Here is a 20,563-nt window from a genome sequence, read left to right on the forward strand (position 1 = left end):
CGTCTCGTCTTGCATTCCGAGGAGTCGGGGTATACGGTCGACGAGTCGCCGCGAGACGGATCGTCTCGCGGCGGTCCCGCCGTCGACCCCACAGGAGATCGCCCTTGTTCCGTGCCCAACTCACCGAGGTCACCAAGCGCTACGACGACCGGCACGTCCACCACCGCACCGTGCTCGACCGCGTCTCCCTCACCGTCCGGCCCGGCGAGCGCCTCGGCGTCGTCGGGGACAACGGTTCGGGGAAGTCCACCCTGCTCCGGCTCCTCGCCGGCCTCGAGAGCCCCGACAACGGCACCGTGGCCGTCGAGGCCCCCGGCGGCCTCGGTCATCTCGCCCAGACCCTCGACCTCCCGCCGACCGCCACCGTCGGCGAGGCCGTCGAGCAGGCGCTGGCGGAGGTACGGGCGCTGGAGCGGGCGATCCGCGCGGCGGAGGCGGCCCTCGCCGACACCGGCGACCTCGCCGGGTACGCGGAGCTGCTCGCCGCCTACGAGGCGCGCGGCGGCGCCGACGCCGACCGCCGGGTCGAGACGACCCTGCGCCGGCTCGGCGAACCCGGCCCGCTCGACCACGACCGCCCCCTCGGCACCCTCTCCGGTGGCCAGCGCTCCCGGCTCGCCCTCGCCGCCGTCCTCGCGGCCGAGCCCGAACTGCTCCTGCTCGACGAACCGACCAACGACCTCGACGACGAGGCCGTCGCCTGGCTGGAGGAGCGGCTGCGCGCCCACCGGGGCACAGTCGTGGCCGTCTCCCACGACCGCGTCTTCCTCGAACGGGTCACCACCGCCGTCCTGGAGGTCGACGAGGACCGGCACACCCTGCGCCGGTACGGCAACGGTTACGCCGGCTACCTCGCCGGCCGCGCCGCCGAGCGGGCCCGCAGACAGCGGGAGCACGAGGAGTGGAAGGCGGAGCTGACCCGGTACACGGCGCTCGCGGACAGCAATATCGACCGCTTCAGCGCCATCCCGCGCAAGGCCCCGGCCGCGTTCAGCGGGGCCGGCGCCTTCCGCGCCCGGTCACGGGCGCACGGGGCGATGAGCCGCATCCGCGCCGCCCGCGAGCGGCTGGCCCGGCTCACCGCCCACCCGGTGCCCGCGCCTCCCGAGCCGCTGCGCTTCCGTGCCGCCCCGGCGGGCGAGGGCGCGCCCGTGGACCTGACGGGGATCCGGGTGGCCGGCCGGCTCCGGCTGGACGCCCTGCACCTCGACGCGGGCGAACGGCTCCTGGTGACCGGGCCCAACGGCGCCGGCAAGACCACCCTCCTGAAGGTCCTCGCGGGCGAACTCGTCCCGGACGCGGGCACGGTGAAGGCCCCGGCCCGGGTCGGGCTGCTCCGCCAGGACACCGCCCCGCCCACCGATCCCCGTACCGTCCGCGAAGCCTTCGGGGAGGGCCGCGAGGACGAACTGCTCGCCCTCGGGCTCTTCGCCGCGCGGGACCTGGCGACCCCGGTGCGGCTCCTGTCGACGGGCCAGCGCCGCAAGCTGGAGCTGGCCCGGCTCGTGACGGCGCCCGCCGACCTGCTGCTCCTGGACGAGCCGACCAACCACCTGGCCCCGGGCCTGGTGGAGGAGATCGACGCCGCGCTCGCCGCCTACCGGGGCACGCTGGTGATCGTCAGCCATGACCGGCGCCTCCGGGAGGGCTTCCGTGGCCGCCGCCTCGACCTGGCCCCGGCTGAACCCCGGGCACTGGCTTCGGCCGCGGCTTCGCCGAGGGCGGGGGCTGCGGCCTCGGCGGGGGCCGGGACCGGGGCGGGGGCGGGGGTCACGCCCCGAAGTCGTACGCGGTGACCTCCGCCAGGTACCGCTCCCGCCGTGCCTCGTCGTCCTCCAGGAAGGAGGCCAGGAAGGAGTTCCGCGCGAGGGTCCGCAGCTGCTCCGGCGTCAGCGACAGCGCGTCCCTGACCGCGTCGAAGGTGTCGCCCACATAGCCGCCGAAATACGCGGGGTCGTCGGAGTTGACCGTCGCCACCAGGCCCGCGTCCAGCATCGCCCGCAGCGGGTGCTCCTCCAGGACGTCGACCGCCCGCAGCCGCACGTTGGACAGCGGGCACAGCGTCAGCGGCACCCGCTCGCGGACGAGCCGCTCGACGAGCGTCGGGTCCTCCATGCAGCGCAGACCGTGGTCGATTCGCTCCACGTCGAGGACGTCGAGGGCCTCGCGGATGTACTCCGCCGGGCCCTCCTCCCCCGCGTGCGCGACCCGCCGCAGACCGAGCCGGGCGGCCTCCTCGTACACCTCGCGGAACTTCGCCGGCGGATGGCCCACCTCCGCCGAGTCCAGACCCACCCCCGTGATCCGGTCCAGATACGGCTTCGCGGCCTCCAGCGTCGCCATCGCCGACTCGGCCGTCTCGTCGCGCAGGAAGCACATGATGAGCCGCGTCGAGATCCCGTGCCGCTCCTCGGCCCGGTCCAGGGCGGCCCCGAGCCCGTCCACCACGACCCCCATCGGCACCCCGCGCGCCGTGTGCGCCTGCGGGTCGAAGAAGATCTCGGCGTGCCGCACGCCCTGCTCCGCGGCCCGCGCCAGATAGGCGTCGGCGAGCTCGGTGAAGTCGTCGGCGGTGCGCAGGACCGCCATCAGGGCGTAGTACAGGTCCAGGAAGGACTGCAGATCGCCGAACCGGTACGCCTCGCGCAGCGCCTCGGTGTCCGCGTACGGCAGGGTGACGCCGTTGCGCTCGGCGAGCGCGAACGCGAGCTCGGGTTCGAGGGTCCCTTCGATGTGGAGGTGCAGTTCGGCTTTCGGTACGGGCACGGTGCTCGTTCTATCTCTTCGGTACGGGGACCCTCATCAGGTCCTGGGCAATGCTCAGCTCCCCCTCGAACCCCGCCGCCCGCGCCTGCCGCTCGAACTCCTCCGGGTCGGTGTACCGCTGCGAGAAGTGCGTCAGCACCAGGTGCCGCACGCCGGCGTCCCGGGCGACCGCCGCGGCCTGGCCGGCCGTCAGATGGCCGTGGTCCACGGCGAGCTGGACGTCCTCGTCGAGGAACGTCGACTCGATGACCAGCATGTCGGCGCCCTCGGCGAGCGCGTACACCCCGTCGCACAGCCGGGTGTCCATGACGAAGGCGAACCTCTGTCCGCGCCGGACCTCGCTCACCTGCTCCAGGGTGACGCCGTCGAGGACGCCCTCGCGCTGGATGCGGCCCACGTCGGGGCCCTTGATGCCGTGCGCCGCCAGCCGCTCGGGCAGGATGCGGCGCCCGTCCGGCTCGACGAGCCGGTAGCCGTACGACTCCACGGGGTGGGAGAGCCGGTGCGCCTCCAGCGTGTACGACTCGGTGACCGCGAGCGGCCCGTCGGCGGCGACCGGGACCTCGGCGAGCTTCACCGTCTCCCGGTAGGCCGTGGCGTACCGCAGCCGCTCGAAGAAACGCCGCCCGCTCGCCGGGTAGTGCGCGGTGACCGGGTGCGGGACCTGGTCGAGGTTGATCCGCTGGATCACCCCGGCAAGGCCCAGGGAGTGGTCACCGTGGAAGTGCGTGACACAGATCCGGTCGAGATCGTGCGCCGCCACCCCGGCCCTGAGCATCTGCCGCTGGGTGCCCTCGCCGGGGTCGAAGAGGATGCCCTGCCCGTCCCAGCGCAGCAGATAGCCGTTGTGGTTGCGGTGCCGGGTCGGGACCTGGCTGGCCGTGCCGAGGACGACCAGTTCGCGTACGGACAAGGGAAGGAACCGTCCTGCCCTATCCGGGCGGCCAGTTGAGGCCGCGGCCGCCGAGCACGTGCGCGTGGGCGTGGAAGACGGTCTGGCCGGCGCCCGCGCCCGTGTTGAAGACGATCCGGAAGCCGCTGCCGTCGACCTTCTCCTGCGCGGCGACCTCGCCGGCCTCGCGCAGCACGTCCGCGGCGACGGTCGGCGCGGCGGCGGCCAGGGAGGCGGCGTCGGGGTAGTGCAGGCGCGGGATGACCAGGACGTGCGTGGGCGCCTGCGGGTTGATGTCGCGGAACGCCACCGTCGTCTCGGTCTCGCGCACGATCGTCGCCGGCACCTCCCCCTCCGCGATCTTGCAGAACAGGCAGTCGCTCTGCGGCTCTCCGGCCATGGCCCGGGCCTCCTCGCCTCTGTCGATCAGTACAACCCGCATGCTATCGGGGGCCACCGACAGCGGCCGCCGACCCGGCCCGCGATCCGCACCGGGCCGCTGGGGCGCCACGTGAGCTCGCCGAAGGCTCGCTTCAGGCGCGCCTACGCCCAGCGTCCCGTACGGCCGAGCACGAGCGCCGCGGCCGCCGTGCCCGCCGTGGAGGTGCGCAGCACGCTCGGCCCGAGGCGGTACGGCTTCGCCCCCGCCTCCTCGAACAGCGCCAGCTCGTCCGGGGAGACACCGCCTTCGGGCCCCACGACGAGGACGATGGAGCCCTCCCGCGGCAGTTCGGCGGTGGCCAGGGCCCCGCTCGGGTGCGCGCGGTCCTCGTGCAGGACGGCGGCGAAGTCGGCGTCCGCGAGGAGCGCGGCGACCTGCTTGCCCGTCATCAGGTCGGTGACCTCGGGGAAGCGGGTGCGGCGCGACTGCTTCCCGGCCTCGCGGGCGGTGGCCCGCCACTTGGCGAGGGCCTTGAGGCCGCGCTCGCCCTTCCACTGGGTGATGCAGCGGGACGCGGCCCACGGCACGATCGCGTCCACGCCGGTCTCCGTCATGGTCTCGACGGCCAGTTCGCCGCGGTCGCCCTTGGGCAGGGCCTGGACGACGGTGACACGGGGCGCGGGCTCGGGATCCTCGTGGACGGCGGTGACGTCGACGGTCAGCCGGTCCTTGCCCTCGGCGGCGGCCACCACGCACTCGGCCCAGGCGCCCCGCCCGTCGGTGAGCACCAGCTCCTCCCCGGCGCGCAGCCGCTTCACGGACACGGCGTGGCGGCCCTCGGGCCCGTCGAGGAGGAAGCCGCCGACGGCGGGCACGGCGTCGACGACGAAGACGGGTGCGGTCACGATGTGCTCCTGGTGCTGTCGGGCAGCCCGGCGAGGGCGGTGTCGAGTTCGGCGGCGAGGACCTCCACGAGCCGGCCGGCCGGGAGGTCCCGCGCCAGGCGGTGGCCCTGCCCGGCCCACAGGGCCATGCCCTGCGGGTCCCCGGCGGTCGCGGCGGCCTTGCGCAGCGGGGCGGTGAGGTGGTGGACCTCGGGGTAGGCGGCGGGCGCGTACGGGCCGTGCTCGCGCATGAAACGGTTCACCAGGCCCCGGGCCGGCCGTCCGGAGAAGGCCCGGGTGAGCTCGGTGCGGACGAAGAGGGGGTCGGTCAGGGCCCGCTTGTGCAGCGGGTGCGCTCCCGACTCGGGGCAGACGAGGAAGGCGGTGCCGAGCTGGGCGGCGTCGGCGCCGGCCGCGAGCACGGCGGCGATCTGCCGGCCGCGCATGAGGCCGCCGGTCGCCACGATCGGCAGCCGGACGCTCTCCCGCACCTCGGTGAGCAGGGGCAGCAGCCCGCGGCCGATGCCGGCGCAGGGTCCGTCGGCCGGATCGTCGCGGTGGGTGCCCTGGTGCCCGCCCGCCTCGGTGCCCTGCACACAGATCGCGTCGGCACCGGCCCGCTCGGCCGTCCGGGCCTCGTCGACCGAGGTGACGGTGACGATCGTGAACGTACCGGCCCGCGCGAAGGCGTCGAGCGCGTCGCGGTCGGGGCAGCCGAAGGTGAAGGAGACGACCGGCACGGGGTCGTCGAGGAGGATCGCCAGCTTGGCCTCGTACGCGTCGTCCCTGCCCTGCTCGGCGTCGCCGAGCTCGGTCTCGTACCAGGCGGCCTCACCCGCGAGCTGGTGGCGGTAGACCTCGACGGCCGCGGGGTCGGCGGGCTGGCCGCCCGGCGGCATGAACAGATTGACGCCGAAGGGCCGGCCGGTGAGCGCGCGGACCTGCTTGATCTCCTGGTAGAGCCCGCCCGCGGTCTTGTAGCCGCCGGCCAGGAACCCGAGCGCCCCCGCCTCGCACACGGCACCGACGAGCTCCGGGCAGGAGGCGCCACCCGCCATGGGCGCCTGCACGATCGGATGACGAGAGAGATCGCTCAGCGAGCTGGACATGCAGGCAATCGTGTCATGCCCGTCCGGCCCGCCGAACCGCGACGGGGCCCCGCACCCGTGCGGGACCCCGTCGCATATGCCTCCGGCCTCAGGACACCTCCGGGCGCCCCCGGGGGACGACCCCCGGACCCCCGGCAACGCGCCTAACGCCCGTTGAACGCGTCCTTCAGGCGCGAGAACAGACCCTGCTGCCCCGGCTGACCGTGTCGGCCCGGGGGCGCCCCCCGGACCCCCGGCAGCGCGCCTAACGCCCGTTGAACGCGTCCTTCAGGCGCGAGAACAGACCCTGCTGCCCCGGCTGGAACTGCCCCAGCGGGCGTTCCTCGCCGCGCAGCTTGGCCAGCTCGCGCAGCAGGCGCTCCTGCTCGGCGTCGAGCTTCGTCGGGGTCTGGACCTCGACGTGGACGATCAGGTCGCCCCGGCCGTTGCCGCGCAGGTGGGTGACGCCGCGGCCGTGCAGCGGGATCGACTGGCCGGACTGGGTGCCGGGACGGATGTCCACGTCCTCCAGGCCGTCGAGGGTCTGCAGCTGCACCTTCGTACCGAGCGAGGCCGCCGTCATCGGGATGGTCACCGTGCAGTGCAGGTCGTCGCCGCGCCGCTGGAAGACGTCGTGCGGCACCTCGTGGATCTCCACGTACAGGTCGCCGGCCGGGCCGCCGCCGGGGCCGACCTCGCCCTCGCCGGCGAGCTGGATGCGGGTGCCGTTGTCGACACCGGCCGGGATCTTGACCGTGAGCGTGCGGCGGGAACGGACCCGGCCGTCGCCCGCGCACTCCGGGCACGGGGTCGGGACGACGGTGCCGAAGCCCTGGCACTGCGGGCAGGGCCGCGAGGTCATGACCTGGCCCAGGAAGGACCGGGTGACCTGCGAGACCTCACCACGGCCGCGGCACATGTCACAGGTCTGCGCGGAGGTGCCGGGCGCGGCGCCCTCGCCGGAGCAGGTGGTGCAGACGACGGCCGTGTCGACCTGGATGTCCTTCGTGGTGCCGAAGGCCGCCTCGTCGAGCGTGATCTCCAGGCGGATCATCGCGTCCTGGCCGCGCCGGGTGCGCGAGCGCGGGCCGCGCTGGGACGCCGTACCGAAGAAGGCGTCCATGATGTCCGAGAAGTTCCCGAAGCCGCCCGCGCCGAAGCCGCCGGCCCCGCCCCCTCCGGAGGAGGACAGCGGGTCGCCGCCGAGGTCGTAGACCTGCTTCTTCTGCGGGTCCGACAGGACCTCGTACGCGGCGTTGATCTCCTTGAACCGCTCCTGCGTCTTCGGGTCCGGATTCACGTCCGGGTGAAGCTCGCGGGCGAGTCGGCGGAAAGCCTTCTTGATCTCGTCCTGCGAGGCGTCGCGACGCACGCCGAGGACGGCGTAATAGTCCGTGGCCACTTACGACTCCGCCAGGATCTGTCCGACGTAACGTGCCACTGCGCGTACCGCTCCCATCGTTCCGGGGTAGTCCATGCGGGTCGGTCCGACCACGCCGAGTTTGGCGACTGCCTCGCCGCCGGAACCGTAGCCGACCGAGACGACGGACGTGGACGTCAGCCCCTCGTGGGCGTTCTCGTGCCCGATCCGTACGGTCATGCCCGATTCCTTGGCCTCGCCGAGCAGCTTGAGGAGCACGACCTGCTCCTCAAGGGCTTCCAGGACGGGCCTGATCGTCAGGGGGAAGTCGTGTCCGAAGCGGGTCAGATTGGCGGTGCCGCCGATCATGAGCCGCTCCTCGTGCTCCTCCACGAGGGTTTCGAGGAGGGTCGCGAGCACCGTCGAGACCGTGCCGCGGTCCTCGCTGTCCTCGAAGGACTCCGGCAGGTCCTGCACCAGCTGCGGCACGTCCGCGAAGCGACGGCCGACGACCCGGCTGTTGAGCCGGGCCCGCAGGTCCGCGAGGGAGGTCTCGCCGAAGGGCGCCGGGCAGTCGATCACCCGCTGCTCGACCCGGCCGGTGTCGGTGATCAGCACCAGCATCAGCCGGGCGGGCGCCAGGGACAGCAGTTCCACGTGCCGCACCGTCGACCGGGTCAGCGAGGGGTACTGCACGACGGCGACCTGCCGGGTCAGCTGCGCGAGCAGCCGGACCGTGCGGCCGACGACGTCGTCGAGGTCGACGGCCCCGTCGAGGAAGTTGTGGATCGCCCGCCGCTCGGGGGTCGACAGCGGCTTGACGCCGGCGAGCCGGTCGACGAAGAGGCGGTAGCCCTTGTCGGTGGGGATGCGTCCGGCGCTGGTGTGGGGCTGGGCGATGTACCCCTCCTCCTCCAGGACGGCCATGTCGTTGCGCACGGTGGCCGGCGAGACGCCGAGTTTGTGCCGCTCGGTCAGCGCCTTGGAGCCGACCGGCTCCTCCGTCCCGACGTAGTCCTGGACGATGGCGCGCAGCACCTCGAGTCTGCGTTCGCTGAGCATCGCGCGCACCTCCAGCTGTCGATCCGGTTCCGGTTGCTCCGCTTTTGGCACTCGCCCTGCCCGAGTGCCAGGAATCCCCCGGCCAGTGTACGGCGGCGGACATCGCTCCTGGCAAGGAGGCGGCGTCGGCGTCGGCACAGCCGCTAGGGTCGCGGTATGGACGTGGACGGCATCAACGGTCGTGCGGGGCGGTGGGCGGAGCTGGGCTGGGAGCGGCTCACGGACAGCGTGGGCAGGCGCCGATTGCCTGGCTGGGACGCCACCGTCGGCCTGGTCGTCGCCCCGGGAGCGGTCCTGTTGTACGACACGGGAGCCACCCTCGCGCAGGGCGCCGAACTGCGTGCCCAGGTGGCGGAGCTCACGGGCGGCCGCGAGGTGACACATATCGCACTCAGCCATCCGCACTTCGACCATGTGCTCGGCACGGCGGTCTTCGCCGGCGCCGAGGTCTTCGGAGCGGTGGGCATGGACACGCTGCTGCCCCGGGAGCGCGAGGCGCTGCGGACGGACGCGGTACGGCACGGGGTCGACGAGCGGGAGGCGGCGGAGGCCGCCGAGGCGCTGGTCGCGCCGCGCCACACCGTCTCCGGCGAGTGGACCCTCGACCTGGGCGGCCGGCAGGTCCTCCTCGCCAACGTCGGCCCCGGGCACTCCGGCCATGACCTGGTGCTGCTCGTCCCGGGTGAGCGGGAGATCGTCTTCTGCGGGGACCTGGTCGAGGAGTCGGGCGAACCCCAGGCCGGCCCGGACGCCATCCCGTCCCGCTGGCCGGACGCCCTGGACCGTCTCCTGGCCCTGGGCGGCGAGGACGCCGTGTACGTGCCGGGTCACGGGGCGGTGGTCGACGCGGCGTTCGTGCGACGCCAGCGCGATGAACTGGCACGGCGCTTCTCCGTCGCATAACGTCCCCCGAATGCGCAGCTACAACCCGGATCTGACACCTCCTTGGAAGCGCTCGGCGCCCGTGCCGGAGGTCCCGGCGGACCGTGACCTCGTGGTCGAGGAGGTCACGACGGGCTTCTGCGGGGCGGTGATCCGCTGCGAGGCGGGCACGGTGACCCTGGAGGACCGCTTCGGCAAGCACCGGGTCTTCCCGATGGAGCCGCGCGGCTTCCTCCTGGAGGGCCGGGTCGTCACCCTGGTCCGCCCCTCCCGCCCGGCGCCCGCGCGGCCCACCCGTACCGCCTCCGGCTCGATCGCCGTCCCCGGCGCCCGGGCGCGGGTCGCCCGAGCGGGCCGGATCTACGTCGAGGGCCGCCACGACGCCGAGCTGGTGGAGCGGGTGTGGGGCGACGACCTGCGGATCGAGGGCGTCGTGGTGGAGTACCTGGAGGGCGTCGACGACCTCCCGGCCATCGTCGCCGACTTCGCCCCGGCCCCGGATGCCCGGCTCGGCGTCCTGGTCGACCACCTGGTCCCGGGCTCCAAGGAGTCCCGCATCGCGGCCCAGGTCTCCTCCCCCGACGTCCTCGTGGTCGGCCACCCCTATATCGACGTCTGGCAGGCCGTGAAGCCCTCCGCCCTGGGCATCCCGTCCTGGCCGGCCGTCCCCCGCGGCCAGGACTGGAAGACCGGCGTCTGCCACGCCCTGGGCTGGCCCCCCAACACCGGCGCCGCCTGGCAGCACATCCTGTCCCGCGTCCACTCCTACAAGGACCTGGAGCCGGAGCTGCTGGGAGCGGTCGAGCGCTTGATCGACCACGTGACCGTGCCATGACGTCGAGTCGCTCGTCGAGCGCCTCGGCACCTGGCCGCCGCCCTCCGCACCCACGGGGGTGAGCCGGCGGTCAGGCGTCACTCCCCTGGTCCACCAGGTCCCGCTAGTCCACCAGGTCCCGCACCACCGCGTCCGCCAGCAGCCGCCCCCGGAGCGTCAGCACCGCCCGCCCCTCGCCGTACGGGCCCGGGTCCAGCAGGCCGTCCGTCAGGGCCCGCTCGGCCGCGGCCAGCCCGGCGGGGCGGAGCAGGTCCAGGGGGCACCCCTCCCGCAGCCTCAGCTCCAGGAGGACCCGCTCGACCCGCCGGTCCTCCTCCGAGAGGACCTCGCGCCCGGCCCCGGGGGACTGCCCGTCGCCCAGGGCCGCCGCGTAGGCGCCGGGGTGCTTGACGTTCCACCAGCGGACGCCGCCCACGTGGCTGTGCGCGCCCGGCCCGGCGCCCCACCAGTCGGCGCCGCGCCAGTACAGCTCGTTGTGGAGGCAGCGGCCGGCCTCGGAGGTGGCCCAGTTGGACACCTCGTACCACTCGAACCCGGCTCCGGAGAGCGCCTCCTCGGCCATCAGGTACCGGTCGGCGTGCACGTCGTCGTCGGTCATGGGTATCTCGCCGCGCCGGATGCGCCGGGCCAGCTGGGTGCCCTCCTCCACGATGAGCGCGTAGGCGCTGACGTGGTCGGGTCCGGCGCCGATCGCCGCGTCGAGGGAGGCCCGCCAGTCGTCGTCGGACTCGCCGGGCGTGCCGTAGATGAGGTCGAGGTTGACGTGCTCGAAGCCGGCCGCGCGCGCCTCCGCGACGCATGCCTCGGGGCGGCCGGGGGTGTGGCTGCGGTCGAGGATCTTCAGGACGTGCCGGCGGGCGCTCTGCATGCCGAAGGAGATCCGGTTGAAGCCGCCCGCCCGCAGCTCCTCCAGATAGGCCGGGTTCACGGACTCCGGGTTGGCCTCGGTGGTCACCTCGGCGTCGTCGGCGAGCCCGAACTCGTCGCGGATCGCCGCCAGCATCGACACGAGGTCGGCGGCGTCGAGCAGCGTGGGGGTGCCGCCGCCGACGAAGACGGTCCGCACCGGGCGCGGGTCGTCGCCGAGGACCTTGCGGGCGAGCCGTATCTCCTCGGCCACCTGCCCCGCGTAGTTCTCCCGGGAGGCGAGCACGCCGCCGGCGCCGCGCAGCTCGCTCGCGGTGTAGGTGTTGAAGTCGCAGTAGCCGCACCGGGTGGCGCAGTACGGCACGTGCAGATAGAACCCGAGCGGACGCTCCCCGGCCCCCTGCAGGGCGTGCGCGGGCAGCACCCCGTCGTCGGGCATGGGCTCACCATCGGGCAGTACGGAAGGCATGAGCCCATTGTCCCGTACCGCCCGACGTGAGCGTCCGGCCTGTGGACAACCGCCTGTGGATACTTCCGGGCGGCGGCTCCCGCCCTACGCCTCGCGCGCTCCCGCGTACATCTCCTCGATCAGGTGCCGATAGGTCCGCTCCACGACCGGCCGCTTCATCTTCAGGCTCGGGGTGAGCTCGCCGTGCTCGATGTCGAGGTCGCGCGGCAGCAGCCGGAACTTCTTGATCGTCTGCCAGCGCTGCAGGCCCTCGTTGAGGCGGGCGACATAGCCCTCGACGAGCTTCTCGACCTGCGGGGAGGCGACGACCTCCGCGTAGGACTTGCCGCCGAGGCCGTGCTCGGCGGCCCAGCCGAGGATGGAGGGCTCGTCGAGGGCGATGAGGGCGGTGCAGTAGTTCCGGTCCGCGCCGAGCACCACGATGTTGGAGACGAAGGGACAGACGGCCTTGAACCGGCCCTCGATCTCCGACGGGGCGATGTACTTGCCGCCGGAGGTCTTGAACAGGTCCTTCTTGCGGTCGGTGATCCGCAGGTAGCCGTCGGCGGACAGTTCGCCGATGTCGCCGGTGTGGAACCAGCCGTCCGGCTCCAGGACCTCGGCGGTCTTCTCCGGCAGGCCGTGGTAGCCCTCCATGATGCCGGGGCCGCGCAGCAGGATCTCGCCGTCGTCGGCGATGCGGACCTCGGTGCCGGGCAGCGGCTTGCCGACGGTGCCGGTGCGGTAGGCCTCGCCGGGGTTCACGAAGGAGGCGGCGGAGGACTCGGTGAGGCCGTAGCCCTCCAGGATGTGGATGCCGGCGCCGGAGAAGAAGTAGCCGATCTCGGGGGCCAGGGCGACCGAGCCGGACACGGCGGCGCGCAGCCGGCCGCCGAAGGCCTCGCGGAGCTTCTTGTAGACGAGCGCGTCGGCGACCTTGTGCTTGACGGTGAGGCCGAAGGGCGCCGAGGCGGTGCCGGTGCGGCGGAAGTTGTCCTGGGTGACCTTGGCGTACTCGCGGGCGACGCCGGCCGCCCACTGGAAGATCTTGTACTTGGCCGGGCCGCCTTCGCGGGCCTTGGCGGCGACGCCGTTGTAGACCTTCTCGAAGATCCGGGGGACGGCGGCCATGTAGGTGGGCTGCACGACCGGCAGATTGACGATGATCTTGTCGATGCGGCCGTCGACGGCGGTGACGTGGCCGACCTCGATCTGGCCGGAGGTGAGCACCTTGCCGAAGACGTGGGCGAGCGGCAGCCACAGGTACTGCACGTCGTCCCGGGTGACCAGGCCGGTGGCGGCGATGGCCTTGGCCATGTACGACCAGTTGTCGTGCGGGAGGCGGACGCCCTTGGGGCGGCCGGTGGTGCCCGAGGTGTAGATCAGGGTGGCGAGCTGGTCCTTGGTGATCGCGGCGACCCGCTCCTTGACGACCTCGGGGTGCTTCTCCAGGTACGCCTTGCCGCGCGCCTCCAGCTCGGCGAGGGTGAGCACCCACTCGTCGGAGGTGTCGGCGCCCTCGGGGTCGATGACGACGACGTGGTGGAGCTGGGGCAGGTCGGCGCGGCGCTCGACGGCCTTGGCGAGCTGGTCGGCGTTCTCGGCGATCAGGACGCGCGAGTCGGAGTCGGAGAGGATGAAGGCCGACTCCTCGGCGTTCGTCTGCGGGTAGACCGTGGTGACGGCGGCGCCGGCGCACATGACGCCGAGGTCGGCGAGGATCCACTCGACGCGGGTGGAGGAGGCGAGGGCGACCCGCTCCTCCGGTGCGACGCCGAGGTCGATCAGGCCGGCGGCGATGCCGTGGACCCGCTCGGCGGCCTGCGCCCAGCTGAGCGACTTCCAGTCGTCGGGGCCCTGGCCGGAGGCGGAGGGGACCGGGTAGCGGTAGGCCTCCGCGTCCGGGGTCCGCTCGACGCGCTCAAGGAAGAGGGCCGCGACGGACGGCGGCCGGTTCTCGATCAGGGTCTGTGTGTCGCTCACGACGTCCTCCGGGCGGCGGCGGTGCGGTCAGGCGGTGTGATCGGGCATGCGTGGGGCGTGGCGTGACTACGTGACGTAACTAACTGGCGAGTAACCTTCGAGCGGCTTCAGAGTAGAGCTCCTGAGTCTGGCGCGTAAGAGCTTGCATATAACGAACGGGTCTGTGCGCACATGGCGCACAGACCCGTTCGGTGTACACGGCAGTTACCGCGCGGACTACTTCTTCGCCTTGCCGCCCGCCGCGTCGTCGCTGGAGAGGACGGCGATGAAGGCCTCCTGCGGGACCTCCACGGAGCCGACCATCTTCATCCGCTTCTTGCCTTCCTTCTGCTTCTCCAGCAGCTTCCGCTTACGGGAGATGTCACCGCCGTAGCACTTGGCGAGGACGTCCTTGCGGATGGCGCGGATGGTCTCGCGGGCGATGACCCGGGAGCCGATGGCGGCCTGGATCGGCACCTCGAAGGCCTGCCGGGGGATGAGCTCGCGCAGCTTGGCGACGAGCCGCACACCGTAGGCGTACGCGGCGTCCTTGTGGGTGATCGCCGAGAAGGCGTCCACCTTGTCGCCGTGCAGCAGGATGTCGACCTTGACCAGGCTGGAGGCCTGCTCGCCGGTGGGCTCGTAGTCGAGCGAGGCGTAGCCGCGGGTCTTGGACTTCAGCTGGTCGAAGAAGTCGAAGACGATCTCGGCCAGCGGGAGGGTGTAGCGGATCTCGACGCGGTCCTCGGAGAGGTAGTCCATGCCGAGGAGGGTGCCGCGCCGGTTCTGGCACAGCTCCATGATCGAGCCGATGAACTCGGTCGGGGCGAGGATCGTGGCGCGTACGACGGGCTCGTACACCTCGCTGATCTTGCCCTCGGGAAACTCGCTCGGGTTGGTGACCGTGTGCTCGGTGCCGTCCTCCATGACCACGCGGTAGACCACGTTGGGCGCGGTGGCGATCAGGTCGAGCCCGAACTCGCGCTCCAGGCGCTCGCGGATCACGTCCAGGTGGAGCAGACCGAGGAAGCCGACGCGGAAGCCGAAGCCGAGGGCGGCGGAGGTCTCCGGCTCGTAGACGAGGGCGGCGTCGTTGAGCTGGAGCTTGTCGAGCGCGTCGCGCAGCTCGGGGTAGTCCGAGCCGTCCAGCGGATACAGACCGGAGAAGACCATCGGCTTCGGGTCCTTGTAACCGCCGAGCGCCTCCTGGGCGCCCTTGCTCTGGGAGGTGATCGTGTCACCGACCTTGGACTGGCGGACGTCCTTCACACCGGTGATGAGGTAGCCCACCTCGCCGACGCCGAGGCCGTCGGCCGGCAGCATCTCGGGCGAGTTGGTGCCGATCTCCAGGAGCTCGTGGGTGGCGCCGGTCGACATCATCTTGATGCGCTCGCGCTTGTTGAGCTGGCCGTCGACGACACGGACGTACGTGACGACGCCCCGGTAGGAGTCGTACACGGAGTCGAAGATCATCGCGCGCGCGGGGGCGTCGGCGACGCCCACCGGGGCCGGGATGTCCCGGACGACGCGGTCGAGCAGGGCCTCGACGCCCATGCCGGTCTTGGCGGAGACCTTGAGGACGTCCTCCGGCTGGCAGCCGATGAGGTTGGCCAGCTCCTCGGCGAACTTCTCCGGCTGGGCGGCCGGGAGGTCGATCTTGTTGAGGACCGGGACGATGGTGAGGTCGTTCTCCATCGCCAGGTAGAGGTTGGCCAGGGTCTGCGCCTCGATGCCCTGCGCGGCGTCCACGAGCAGGATCGTGCCCTCGCAGGCGGCGAGCGAGCGCGAGACCTCGTAGGTGAAGTCGACGTGCCCGGGGGTGTCGATCATGTTCAGGATGTGCGTCGTGCCCTGGTCCGGCCCCGCGCTGGGGGCCCAGGGCAGACGGACCGCCTGGGACTTGATCGTGATGCCGCGCTCACGCTCGATGTCCATCCGGTCGAGATACTGGGCGCGCATCTGCCGCTGGTCGACCACACCGGTCAGCTGGAGCATCCGGTCGGCGAGCGTGGACTTGCCGTGGTCGATGTGCGCGATGATGCAGAAATTGCGGATCAGAGCCGGGTCGGTTCGGCTCGGCTCGGGCACGTTGGTAGGAGTCGCGGGCACGCAGGGTTCTCGTCTCGGGCGATGTTCAGAACGGATACGTAGGCTCCATGGTCCCATGACTGCGGGCCGGTGCTCGGTTTGGGCGGCGCGGAGAGCGGCTGATACCGTGGACAGCTGTGTCTCGTGTGCCCTCTCCCGGGGGTACCTCCCGTGCCCCGAGGGCTACGGGGGAGCGGCACATCCTGAAGAAACATCGAACCTGTAAAGGCTCTTTCGTGGCGAACATCAAGTCCCAGATCAAGCGGAACAAGACCAACGAGAAGGCGCGCCTGCGCAACAAGGCCGTCAAGTCGTCGCTCAAGACCGCGATCCGCAAGGCCCGCGAGGCTGTCGCCGCCGGCGACCTCGAGAAGGCCACTGTGGCCGCTCGTGCCGCTTCGCGTCAGCTCGACAAGGCTGTCTCGAAGGGTGTCATCCACAAGAACGCCGCCGCCAACAAGAAGTCGGCGCTGGCCCACAAGGTTGCCTCCCTCCAGGGCTGAGCTCTGATCTCACGGCTTCACCCGGCCGCACGGGACCCAGCGGGCCCTCTCTTCCGCTCCCGGTCGGCCACCCCGGCCTCGTACGCGAGACGCGTTCGCCACGCGTGTACGGGACCACCAGCTTGAACCCGAAGGCCCCGTCGCCCTCCTTCCCCAGGAGGGCGGCGGGGCCTTCGGCGTGTGTCGGGGAGCGGGGCCTGCCGGGCACCGTGGTGCGGAGTGACCCGGGGCGGGTGACCGGTCCCGGGGTCAGCCGCGGCGGAGGCGGGCCGCGCGGGCGATCGTCACCACGGCCTTCTCCAGGGCGTACTCCGGATCGTCGCCGCCGCCCTTCACCCCCGCGTCGGCCTCCGCGACCGCCCGCAGGGCGAGGGCGACGCCGTCGGGGGTCCAGCCGCGCATCTGCTGGCGGACGCGGTCGATCTTCCAGGGCGGCATGCCCAGCTCGCGCGCGAGGTCGGCGGGACGGCCGCCGCGGGCGGAGGAGAGCTTGCCGATCGCCCGGACGCCCTGGGCCAGCGCGCTGGTGATCAGGACGGGCGCGACGCCCGTGGAGAGCGACCAGCGCAGGGCCTCCAGAGCCTCCGCCGCCCGCCCCTCGACGGCGCGGTCGGCGACCGTGAAGGACGAGGCCTCGGCTCGGCCCGTGTAGTAGCGCGCGACGACCGCCTCGTCGATCGTGCCGTCGACGTCCGCGGTCAGCTGTGCCACCGCGGAGGCCAGCTCCCGCAGATCGCTGCCGACCGAGTCGACCAGCGCCTGGCACGCCTCGGGCGTGGCCGAGCGCCCCAGCGAGCGGAACTCCTGCCGTACGAAGGTCAGCCGCTCGGCCGGCTTCGTCGTCTTCGGGCAGGCGACCTCCCGCGCGCCCGCCTTGCGGGCCGCGTCGAGGAGTCCCTTGCCCTTGGCGCCGCCGGCGTGCAGCAGCACGAGCGTGATCTCCTCGACGGGCGCGTCGAGATACGCCTTGATGTCCTTGATCGTCTCCGCCGACAGGTCCTGCGCGTTCCGCACGACCAGGACCTTCCGCTCGGCGAAGAGCGAGGGGCTGGTCAGCTCGGCCAGCGTGCCGGGCTGGAGCTGTTCGGGGGCGAGGTCACGGACGTCCGTGTCGGCGTCGGCGGCGCGGGCCGCCGCCACCACCTCGCGGACCGCGCGGTCGAGCAGCAGGTCCTCCTGGCCCACGGCGAGCGTGACGGGGGCGAGGAGGTCGTCGGTGGAAGTCTTTCTGGTGGCCATCGCGCTCCAGCATCCCACGTGCCACCGACAGTCCGGCCATCGTCGAGAATGTGCACGTGAGCGATGTGAGACACGTACTGGTCCTCCCCGACCGCGACGCGGCCGAGGAGGTCGCGGAGGAGCTGCCCGACCGCTTCGGCGTCGCCGAGGAGCCGCAGCTCGTCCGGGACGCTCTGGCGGGTGAGGACGACGCCGAGGACGCCCAGTGGCTGGTGGTGGTCGAGGACCCGGAGGGCAGGCTGGACCCGGCGGCGCTGGACGAGCTGGCGGCCGAGTACGAGGGCTGGCTGGAAGCCCCGTAGGGCGCGTCAGGCCGACCGGGCGGTCTTGGGCACGATCTGGACGTCCAGGTCGATGGTGATGCTGGAGCCGACCGCGGCGATTCCGCGCGCGAGCAGCGTCTGCCAGGTCAGGGTGAAGTCCTCGCGGTGCAGTTCGGTGGTGGCCCGGCAGGCGCAGCGGGTCTCGCCGTGCAGGCCGTTGCCGAGGCCCAGGTACTGGGTGTCGAGGGTGACCGTGCGGCTGACGCCGTGCAGGGTGAGCGCGCCGGTGACGGCCCAGCGGCTGCCGCCCTTGTGGACGAAGCGTTCGCTGAAGAACTCCATCGTCGGGTAGGCGCCGACGTCGAGGAAGTCGGCGGAGCGCAGATGGTCGTCGCGCATCCGCACACCGGTGTCGATGGACGCCGCGTCGATCACGACGTGCATGGCGGACCGCTCCATGCGCTCCGCGATGCGGACGGCGCCGGCGAAGCTGTTGAACCGGCCGTGGATCCGGGCGAGGCCGATGTGCCGGGCGGTGAAGCCGATCTGGGAGTGCGTCGGGTCGATCTCCCAGTCGCCCGGCTCGGGCAGCGGCTGCTGGGGCGCGATCTGGAGCAGTACGTCACCCAGGCCCGCGTGGGCGTTCTCGGTGACGAGGGCGTTGCCGTGGTACGGGGTGTAGCCCTCCGCCGTGACCGCGAGTCGGTACTCCCCGGCCGGCACGGTCGCGAGGACGCTGCCGTACGGGTCGGTCTCCCCGGCCAGGACCTTGCGGCCCGCGGTGTCGCTGAGCACGAACTCGGCCCGGCGGACCGGCTCGCTGACGGGGTCGAGCACCCGGCAGCTCAGGACGCCCGCCGACCTCGGCACGGGCAGTCCCGCCAGCGGGCCGCCCTGGGGGGCTCGCCGGCCACGCTTACCGAACAGACCGAACACTTTCACATACCCCCGGACAAACCGCTCACGCCTTCTGCTGCAACGAAGAGGCATTCGATCACTGGTGAGGCGTTCGAGGCAAACGGCGTAAGTGTTACCGGAGGTCCGAATTGGGGATTCCGGTGGAACTCGCGGGCACCGCTCACACCTGTACGGCGACCGGCGCCTTCTCCGGCAGCTCCCGCAGCCGCGGCAGGGGCGAGGGCAGTACCCACAGGACCGCGAAGACGGCGCCCGCGGTCGCGATCCACAAGGTGGGCCGCAGCCCGAGGCCGGCGCCGAGCAGACCTCCGACGAGTGCGCCGACCGGACGGAAGCCGTGGTTCAGCGTCCGGAACGCACCCATCACCCGGGACCGGATGGCGTCGGGTATCAGCGCCATCTGAAGCGAGCCGGAGGCGACGTCGACCACCATCACGCCGACGCAGGACAGGAACTCGGCGGCGAACAGCAGGCCGACGACCAGCGGCAGCGGGCCGCCGGCGAGGGGTATGAGCAGCAGCGGAAGCGTGAAGCCGAGGAAACCGGTCACGAGAGACGGTCCGATGCCGATCCGACGGACGACGGCGCCGCTGGCTGCCGCGCCGATCAGTCCGCCCACCGCCCCCGCCGCGAGGACCGCGCCCAGCACACCGGCGCTCAGGCCCAGTTCGGTCGTGGCGTAGAGCACGAAGAGGGTGTGGAACATGTAGTTGAAGAACTGGACCGTGCCGGCCGAGGCGAACAGGGCGCGCATCGACGCGTCCTTCACCAGCCAGCGCAGCCCTTCGGTGAAGTGGCCCTTCTCGACCGGCGCGGGCGCCGGTTCCACGGGACGGATCCGGGCCAGGTATCCGGCCGAGACCAGATAGGTGAGCGCGTCGGCGAGCAGCGCGAAGGGTGCGGTGAGGATCTGCACGAGCACGCCGCCGATCCCCGGGCCCGCCAGCCAGGCCATGGAACGGCTCCCGTTGACGAGGGAGTTGGCCTGCACATAGCGCTCGGTGGGGACGAGGGCCACGAAGAGCGTGGTGTTGCACGCCTCGAACAGCACGGAGAGCGCGCCCACTCCGAAGGCGACCGCGTACAGCTGGCCGAGCGTCAGCGCGTCCAGGAGGTAGGCGACGGGGAGGGTCAGCAGCAGCGCCGCCCGGCCGAGGTCGGCCGCGATCATCGCCCGTCTCCTGCGGGCCTGGCGGTCGGCCCAGGCGCCGAGCGGCAGGTTGAGCAGCAGTGCGGGCAGCAGCTCGGCCGTCTTCAGCCAGCCCATCTCGGCGGCATCGGCCCCGAGGACGAGCACGGCGGCGAGCGGGAGCGCCATGAGGGAGATCTGGTCGCCGACGAGCGAGACGGTCTGGCCGGTCCAGTACCGCCGGAACTGCCGGTCGCGGAGAAGGGCGGGTATGCGGGTGCCGAGCGCCATGGTCACCGCTCCTCGCCGTCGCCGTGCGTGCCTTCGGGGTGGGTGGCGCGGGGTGCGTCCTCGGGGAATTCGCGGTCCACGTAGGCGATGCGCACGATGCTCACGGGCCTGGCGCCTTCGGGCCGCCGGGACGGATCGAGGTCACGGTCCTCGTAGGGGCGCAGCAGTTCCTCGATCCGCCGGCCGAGGTCGGCGAGCTCCTTGGGAGTGAGGTGGACCAGCGTGTCGCCGAACTGCTCGGCCTCCTGCCACTCCCGGGGGAGGGTGTGGCGGTTCTCCACGGCCCGGAGGACCCGTTGGAAGTAGAGCTCGATCGCGGCTCCGCTGAGCGCGTTCGCCGCCTCGGCGACGGCCGCGTCCTCGCTGTGGTCGGGCCACTCGGTGAACTGGGCCGTCGCCCGCCACGGCTTCTCCCGGCCCTTGCCGCCCGGCGCCTGCTCGACCAGCCCGTACTTGGCGAGTATCCGCAGGTGGTACGAGCAGCTGGCGACGGACTCGCCGGTCAGCTCGGCCGCCTGGGTGGCGGTGAAGGGCCCGCTGCGCCGGAGCAGACCCACGAGGGTCATCCGGGTCGGATGGGCGTAGGCGCGCAGGGCGCGGGGATCGGTGAGCCGGATGCTGCGAGGCTGCCGCTCGGTCATGATGTAAACATAACTTTAGAAAGACTCCTTTACAAGGATTGCCTCACGGAACGCGCTCACCCG

At 72.3% G+C, this 20,563-nt stretch carries 19 protein-coding genes; 5 read left to right on the plus strand and 14 right to left on the minus strand.

Translation table 11 applies throughout. The annotated features are described in order from the left end of the window. The first annotated feature begins 104 nt into the window (after nucleotides 1-104). The gene (locus ABTZ91_RS05085) at nucleotides 105-1,796 is read left to right on the plus strand and encodes an ABC-F family ATP-binding cassette domain-containing protein (protein ID WP_352075748.1); all 1,692 of its coding nucleotides are present in this window, start codon (nucleotides 105-107) and stop codon (nucleotides 1,794-1,796) included. Here the strand turns inward: ABTZ91_RS05085 and ABTZ91_RS05090 are convergent. The 7 genes from ABTZ91_RS05090 to hrcA all read right to left on the minus strand — a co-directional run bounded on the left by ABTZ91_RS05090 (nucleotide 1,771) and on the right by hrcA (nucleotide 8,434). Then, a complete protein-coding gene (locus ABTZ91_RS05090) occupies nucleotides 1,771-2,766 on the minus strand; it encodes an adenosine deaminase (protein ID WP_352075749.1) in 996 nt (331 codons plus the stop codon). The genes ABTZ91_RS05085 and ABTZ91_RS05090 overlap by 26 nt on opposite strands. Before the next feature lie 10 nt (nucleotides 2,767-2,776). Continuing rightward, nucleotides 2,777-3,679 carry a ribonuclease Z gene (locus ABTZ91_RS05095; protein ID WP_352075750.1) on the minus strand — a complete coding sequence of 301 codons (903 nt, stop codon included), beginning with the start codon at nucleotides 3,677-3,679 and terminating at the stop codon, nucleotides 2,777-2,779. A 19-nt stretch (nucleotides 3,680-3,698) separates the two neighbouring features. After that, complete coding sequence (locus tag ABTZ91_RS05100) at nucleotides 3,699-4,058, minus strand: histidine triad nucleotide-binding protein (protein ID WP_345488437.1); 360 nt, start codon at nucleotides 4,056-4,058, stop codon at nucleotides 3,699-3,701. A 143-nt stretch (nucleotides 4,059-4,201) separates the two neighbouring features. Then, complete coding sequence (locus ABTZ91_RS05105) at nucleotides 4,202-4,945, minus strand: 16S rRNA (uracil(1498)-N(3))-methyltransferase (RefSeq protein WP_352075751.1); 744 nt, start codon at nucleotides 4,943-4,945, stop codon at nucleotides 4,202-4,204. Next, the gene (locus ABTZ91_RS05110) at nucleotides 4,942-6,033 is read right to left on the minus strand and encodes a nitronate monooxygenase (protein ID WP_352075752.1); all 1,092 of its coding nucleotides are present in this window, start codon (nucleotides 6,031-6,033) and stop codon (nucleotides 4,942-4,944) included. The genes ABTZ91_RS05105 and ABTZ91_RS05110 overlap by 4 nt, the downstream gene beginning before the upstream one ends. A gap of 244 nt (nucleotides 6,034-6,277) precedes the next feature. Further along, a complete protein-coding gene (gene dnaJ, locus ABTZ91_RS05115; protein WP_352075753.1) occupies nucleotides 6,278-7,414 on the minus strand; it encodes a molecular chaperone DnaJ in 1,137 nt (378 codons plus the stop codon). After that, complete coding sequence (gene hrcA / locus ABTZ91_RS05120) at nucleotides 7,415-8,434, minus strand: heat-inducible transcriptional repressor HrcA (RefSeq protein WP_345488429.1); 1,020 nt, start codon at nucleotides 8,432-8,434, stop codon at nucleotides 7,415-7,417. It abuts the gene before it with no gap. Nucleotides 8,435-8,590: 156 nt separating this feature from the next. Between hrcA and ABTZ91_RS05125 the strand changes: the two genes are divergently transcribed. Further along, complete coding sequence (locus ABTZ91_RS05125) at nucleotides 8,591-9,337, plus strand: MBL fold metallo-hydrolase (protein ID WP_352075754.1); 747 nt, start codon at nucleotides 8,591-8,593, stop codon at nucleotides 9,335-9,337. 10 nt (nucleotides 9,338-9,347) lie between these two features. After that, nucleotides 9,348-10,151: a DUF3097 domain-containing protein gene (locus ABTZ91_RS05130; protein WP_352075755.1), complete on the plus strand. Its 804-nt coding sequence runs from the start codon at nucleotides 9,348-9,350 to the stop codon at nucleotides 10,149-10,151. Nucleotides 10,152-10,254: 103 nt separating this feature from the next. On the opposite strand, the gene hemW is transcribed toward ABTZ91_RS05130, so the two are convergent. From hemW to lepA, 3 genes are all read right to left on the minus strand, one after another. Continuing rightward, nucleotides 10,255-11,487 (minus strand): radical SAM family heme chaperone HemW, encoded by a 1,233-nt coding sequence (gene hemW / locus ABTZ91_RS05135; RefSeq protein ID WP_352075756.1) that lies wholly within the window; start codon nucleotides 11,485-11,487, stop codon nucleotides 10,255-10,257. 84 nt (nucleotides 11,488-11,571) lie between these two features. Then, entirely contained in the window at nucleotides 11,572-13,449 is a 1,878-nt protein-coding gene (locus tag ABTZ91_RS05140) for a long-chain fatty acid--CoA ligase (protein WP_352075757.1), read from the minus strand. 216 nt (nucleotides 13,450-13,665) lie between these two features. Beyond that, nucleotides 13,666-15,537, minus strand: coding sequence for a translation elongation factor 4 (lepA, locus tag ABTZ91_RS05145; RefSeq protein WP_345488418.1), 1,872 nt, complete (start codon nucleotides 15,535-15,537; stop codon nucleotides 13,666-13,668). 215 nt (nucleotides 15,538-15,752) lie between these two features. Here lepA and rpsT point away from each other — a divergent pair, with 215 nt between their 5' ends. After that, nucleotides 15,753-16,019, plus strand: a complete 267-nt coding sequence (gene rpsT, locus ABTZ91_RS05150) for a 30S ribosomal protein S20 (protein ID WP_352075758.1) — start codon at nucleotides 15,753-15,755, stop codon at nucleotides 16,017-16,019. 249 nt (nucleotides 16,020-16,268) lie between these two features. Here rpsT and holA read toward each other — a convergent pair whose 3' ends face one another. Further along, nucleotides 16,269-17,258, minus strand: a complete 990-nt coding sequence (holA, locus tag ABTZ91_RS05155) for a DNA polymerase III subunit delta (RefSeq protein WP_352075759.1) — start codon at nucleotides 17,256-17,258, stop codon at nucleotides 16,269-16,271. Between the two features lie 56 nt (nucleotides 17,259-17,314). Here holA and ABTZ91_RS05160 point away from each other — a divergent pair, with 56 nt between their 5' ends. Then, nucleotides 17,315-17,560, plus strand: coding sequence for a hypothetical protein (locus ABTZ91_RS05160; protein ID WP_345488412.1), 246 nt, complete (start codon nucleotides 17,315-17,317; stop codon nucleotides 17,558-17,560). A 6-nt stretch (nucleotides 17,561-17,566) separates the two neighbouring features. Here ABTZ91_RS05160 and ABTZ91_RS05165 read toward each other — a convergent pair whose 3' ends face one another. The 3 genes from ABTZ91_RS05165 to ABTZ91_RS05175 form a co-directional block, all read right to left on the minus strand. Next, nucleotides 17,567-18,457: a YceI family protein gene (locus ABTZ91_RS05165; RefSeq protein ID WP_352075760.1), complete on the minus strand. Its 891-nt coding sequence runs from the start codon at nucleotides 18,455-18,457 to the stop codon at nucleotides 17,567-17,569. A gap of 142 nt (nucleotides 18,458-18,599) precedes the next feature. Continuing rightward, entirely contained in the window at nucleotides 18,600-19,859 is a 1,260-nt protein-coding gene (locus ABTZ91_RS05170; protein WP_352075761.1) for an MFS transporter, read from the minus strand. 2 nt (nucleotides 19,860-19,861) lie between these two features. Next, nucleotides 19,862-20,500 (minus strand): helix-turn-helix domain-containing protein, encoded by a 639-nt coding sequence (locus tag ABTZ91_RS05175; protein ID WP_352075762.1) that lies wholly within the window; start codon nucleotides 20,498-20,500, stop codon nucleotides 19,862-19,864. Between the last annotated feature and the right edge of the window lie 63 nt (nucleotides 20,501-20,563).

The sequence above is a fragment of the Streptomyces sp. NPDC126499 genome (genome assembly GCF_040302485.1).
In the GTDB taxonomy this organism is placed as follows: domain Bacteria; phylum Actinomycetota; class Actinomycetes; order Streptomycetales; family Streptomycetaceae; genus Streptomyces.

What these genes read in the sequence shown, in the direction of transcription:
- ABTZ91_RS05130 (WP_352075755.1), top strand. Translation starts at nt 9,348, where the DNA reads ATGCGCAGCTACAACCCGGATCTGACACCTCCTTGGAAGCGCTCGGCG.
- hrcA (WP_345488429.1), bottom strand. Translation starts at nt 8,434, where the DNA reads ATGCTCAGCGAACGCAGACTCGAGGTGCTGCGCGCCATCGTCCAGGAC.
- ABTZ91_RS05170 (WP_352075761.1), bottom strand. Translation starts at nt 19,859, where the DNA reads ATGGCGCTCGGCACCCGCATACCCGCCCTTCTCCGCGACCGGCAGTTC.
- holA (WP_352075759.1), bottom strand. Translation starts at nt 17,258, where the DNA reads ATGGCCACCAGAAAGACTTCCACCGACGACCTCCTCGCCCCCGTCACG.
- ABTZ91_RS05125 (WP_352075754.1), top strand. Translation starts at nt 8,591, where the DNA reads ATGGACGTGGACGGCATCAACGGTCGTGCGGGGCGGTGGGCGGAGCTG.
- hemW (WP_352075756.1), bottom strand. Translation starts at nt 11,487, where the DNA reads ATGCCTTCCGTACTGCCCGATGGTGAGCCCATGCCCGACGACGGGGTG.
- ABTZ91_RS05110 (WP_352075752.1), bottom strand. Translation starts at nt 6,033, where the DNA reads ATGTCCAGCTCGCTGAGCGATCTCTCTCGTCATCCGATCGTGCAGGCG.
- ABTZ91_RS05100 (WP_345488437.1), bottom strand. Translation starts at nt 4,058, where the DNA reads ATGGCCGGAGAGCCGCAGAGCGACTGCCTGTTCTGCAAGATCGCGGAG.
- ABTZ91_RS05175 (WP_352075762.1), bottom strand. Translation starts at nt 20,500, where the DNA reads ATGACCGAGCGGCAGCCTCGCAGCATCCGGCTCACCGATCCCCGCGCC.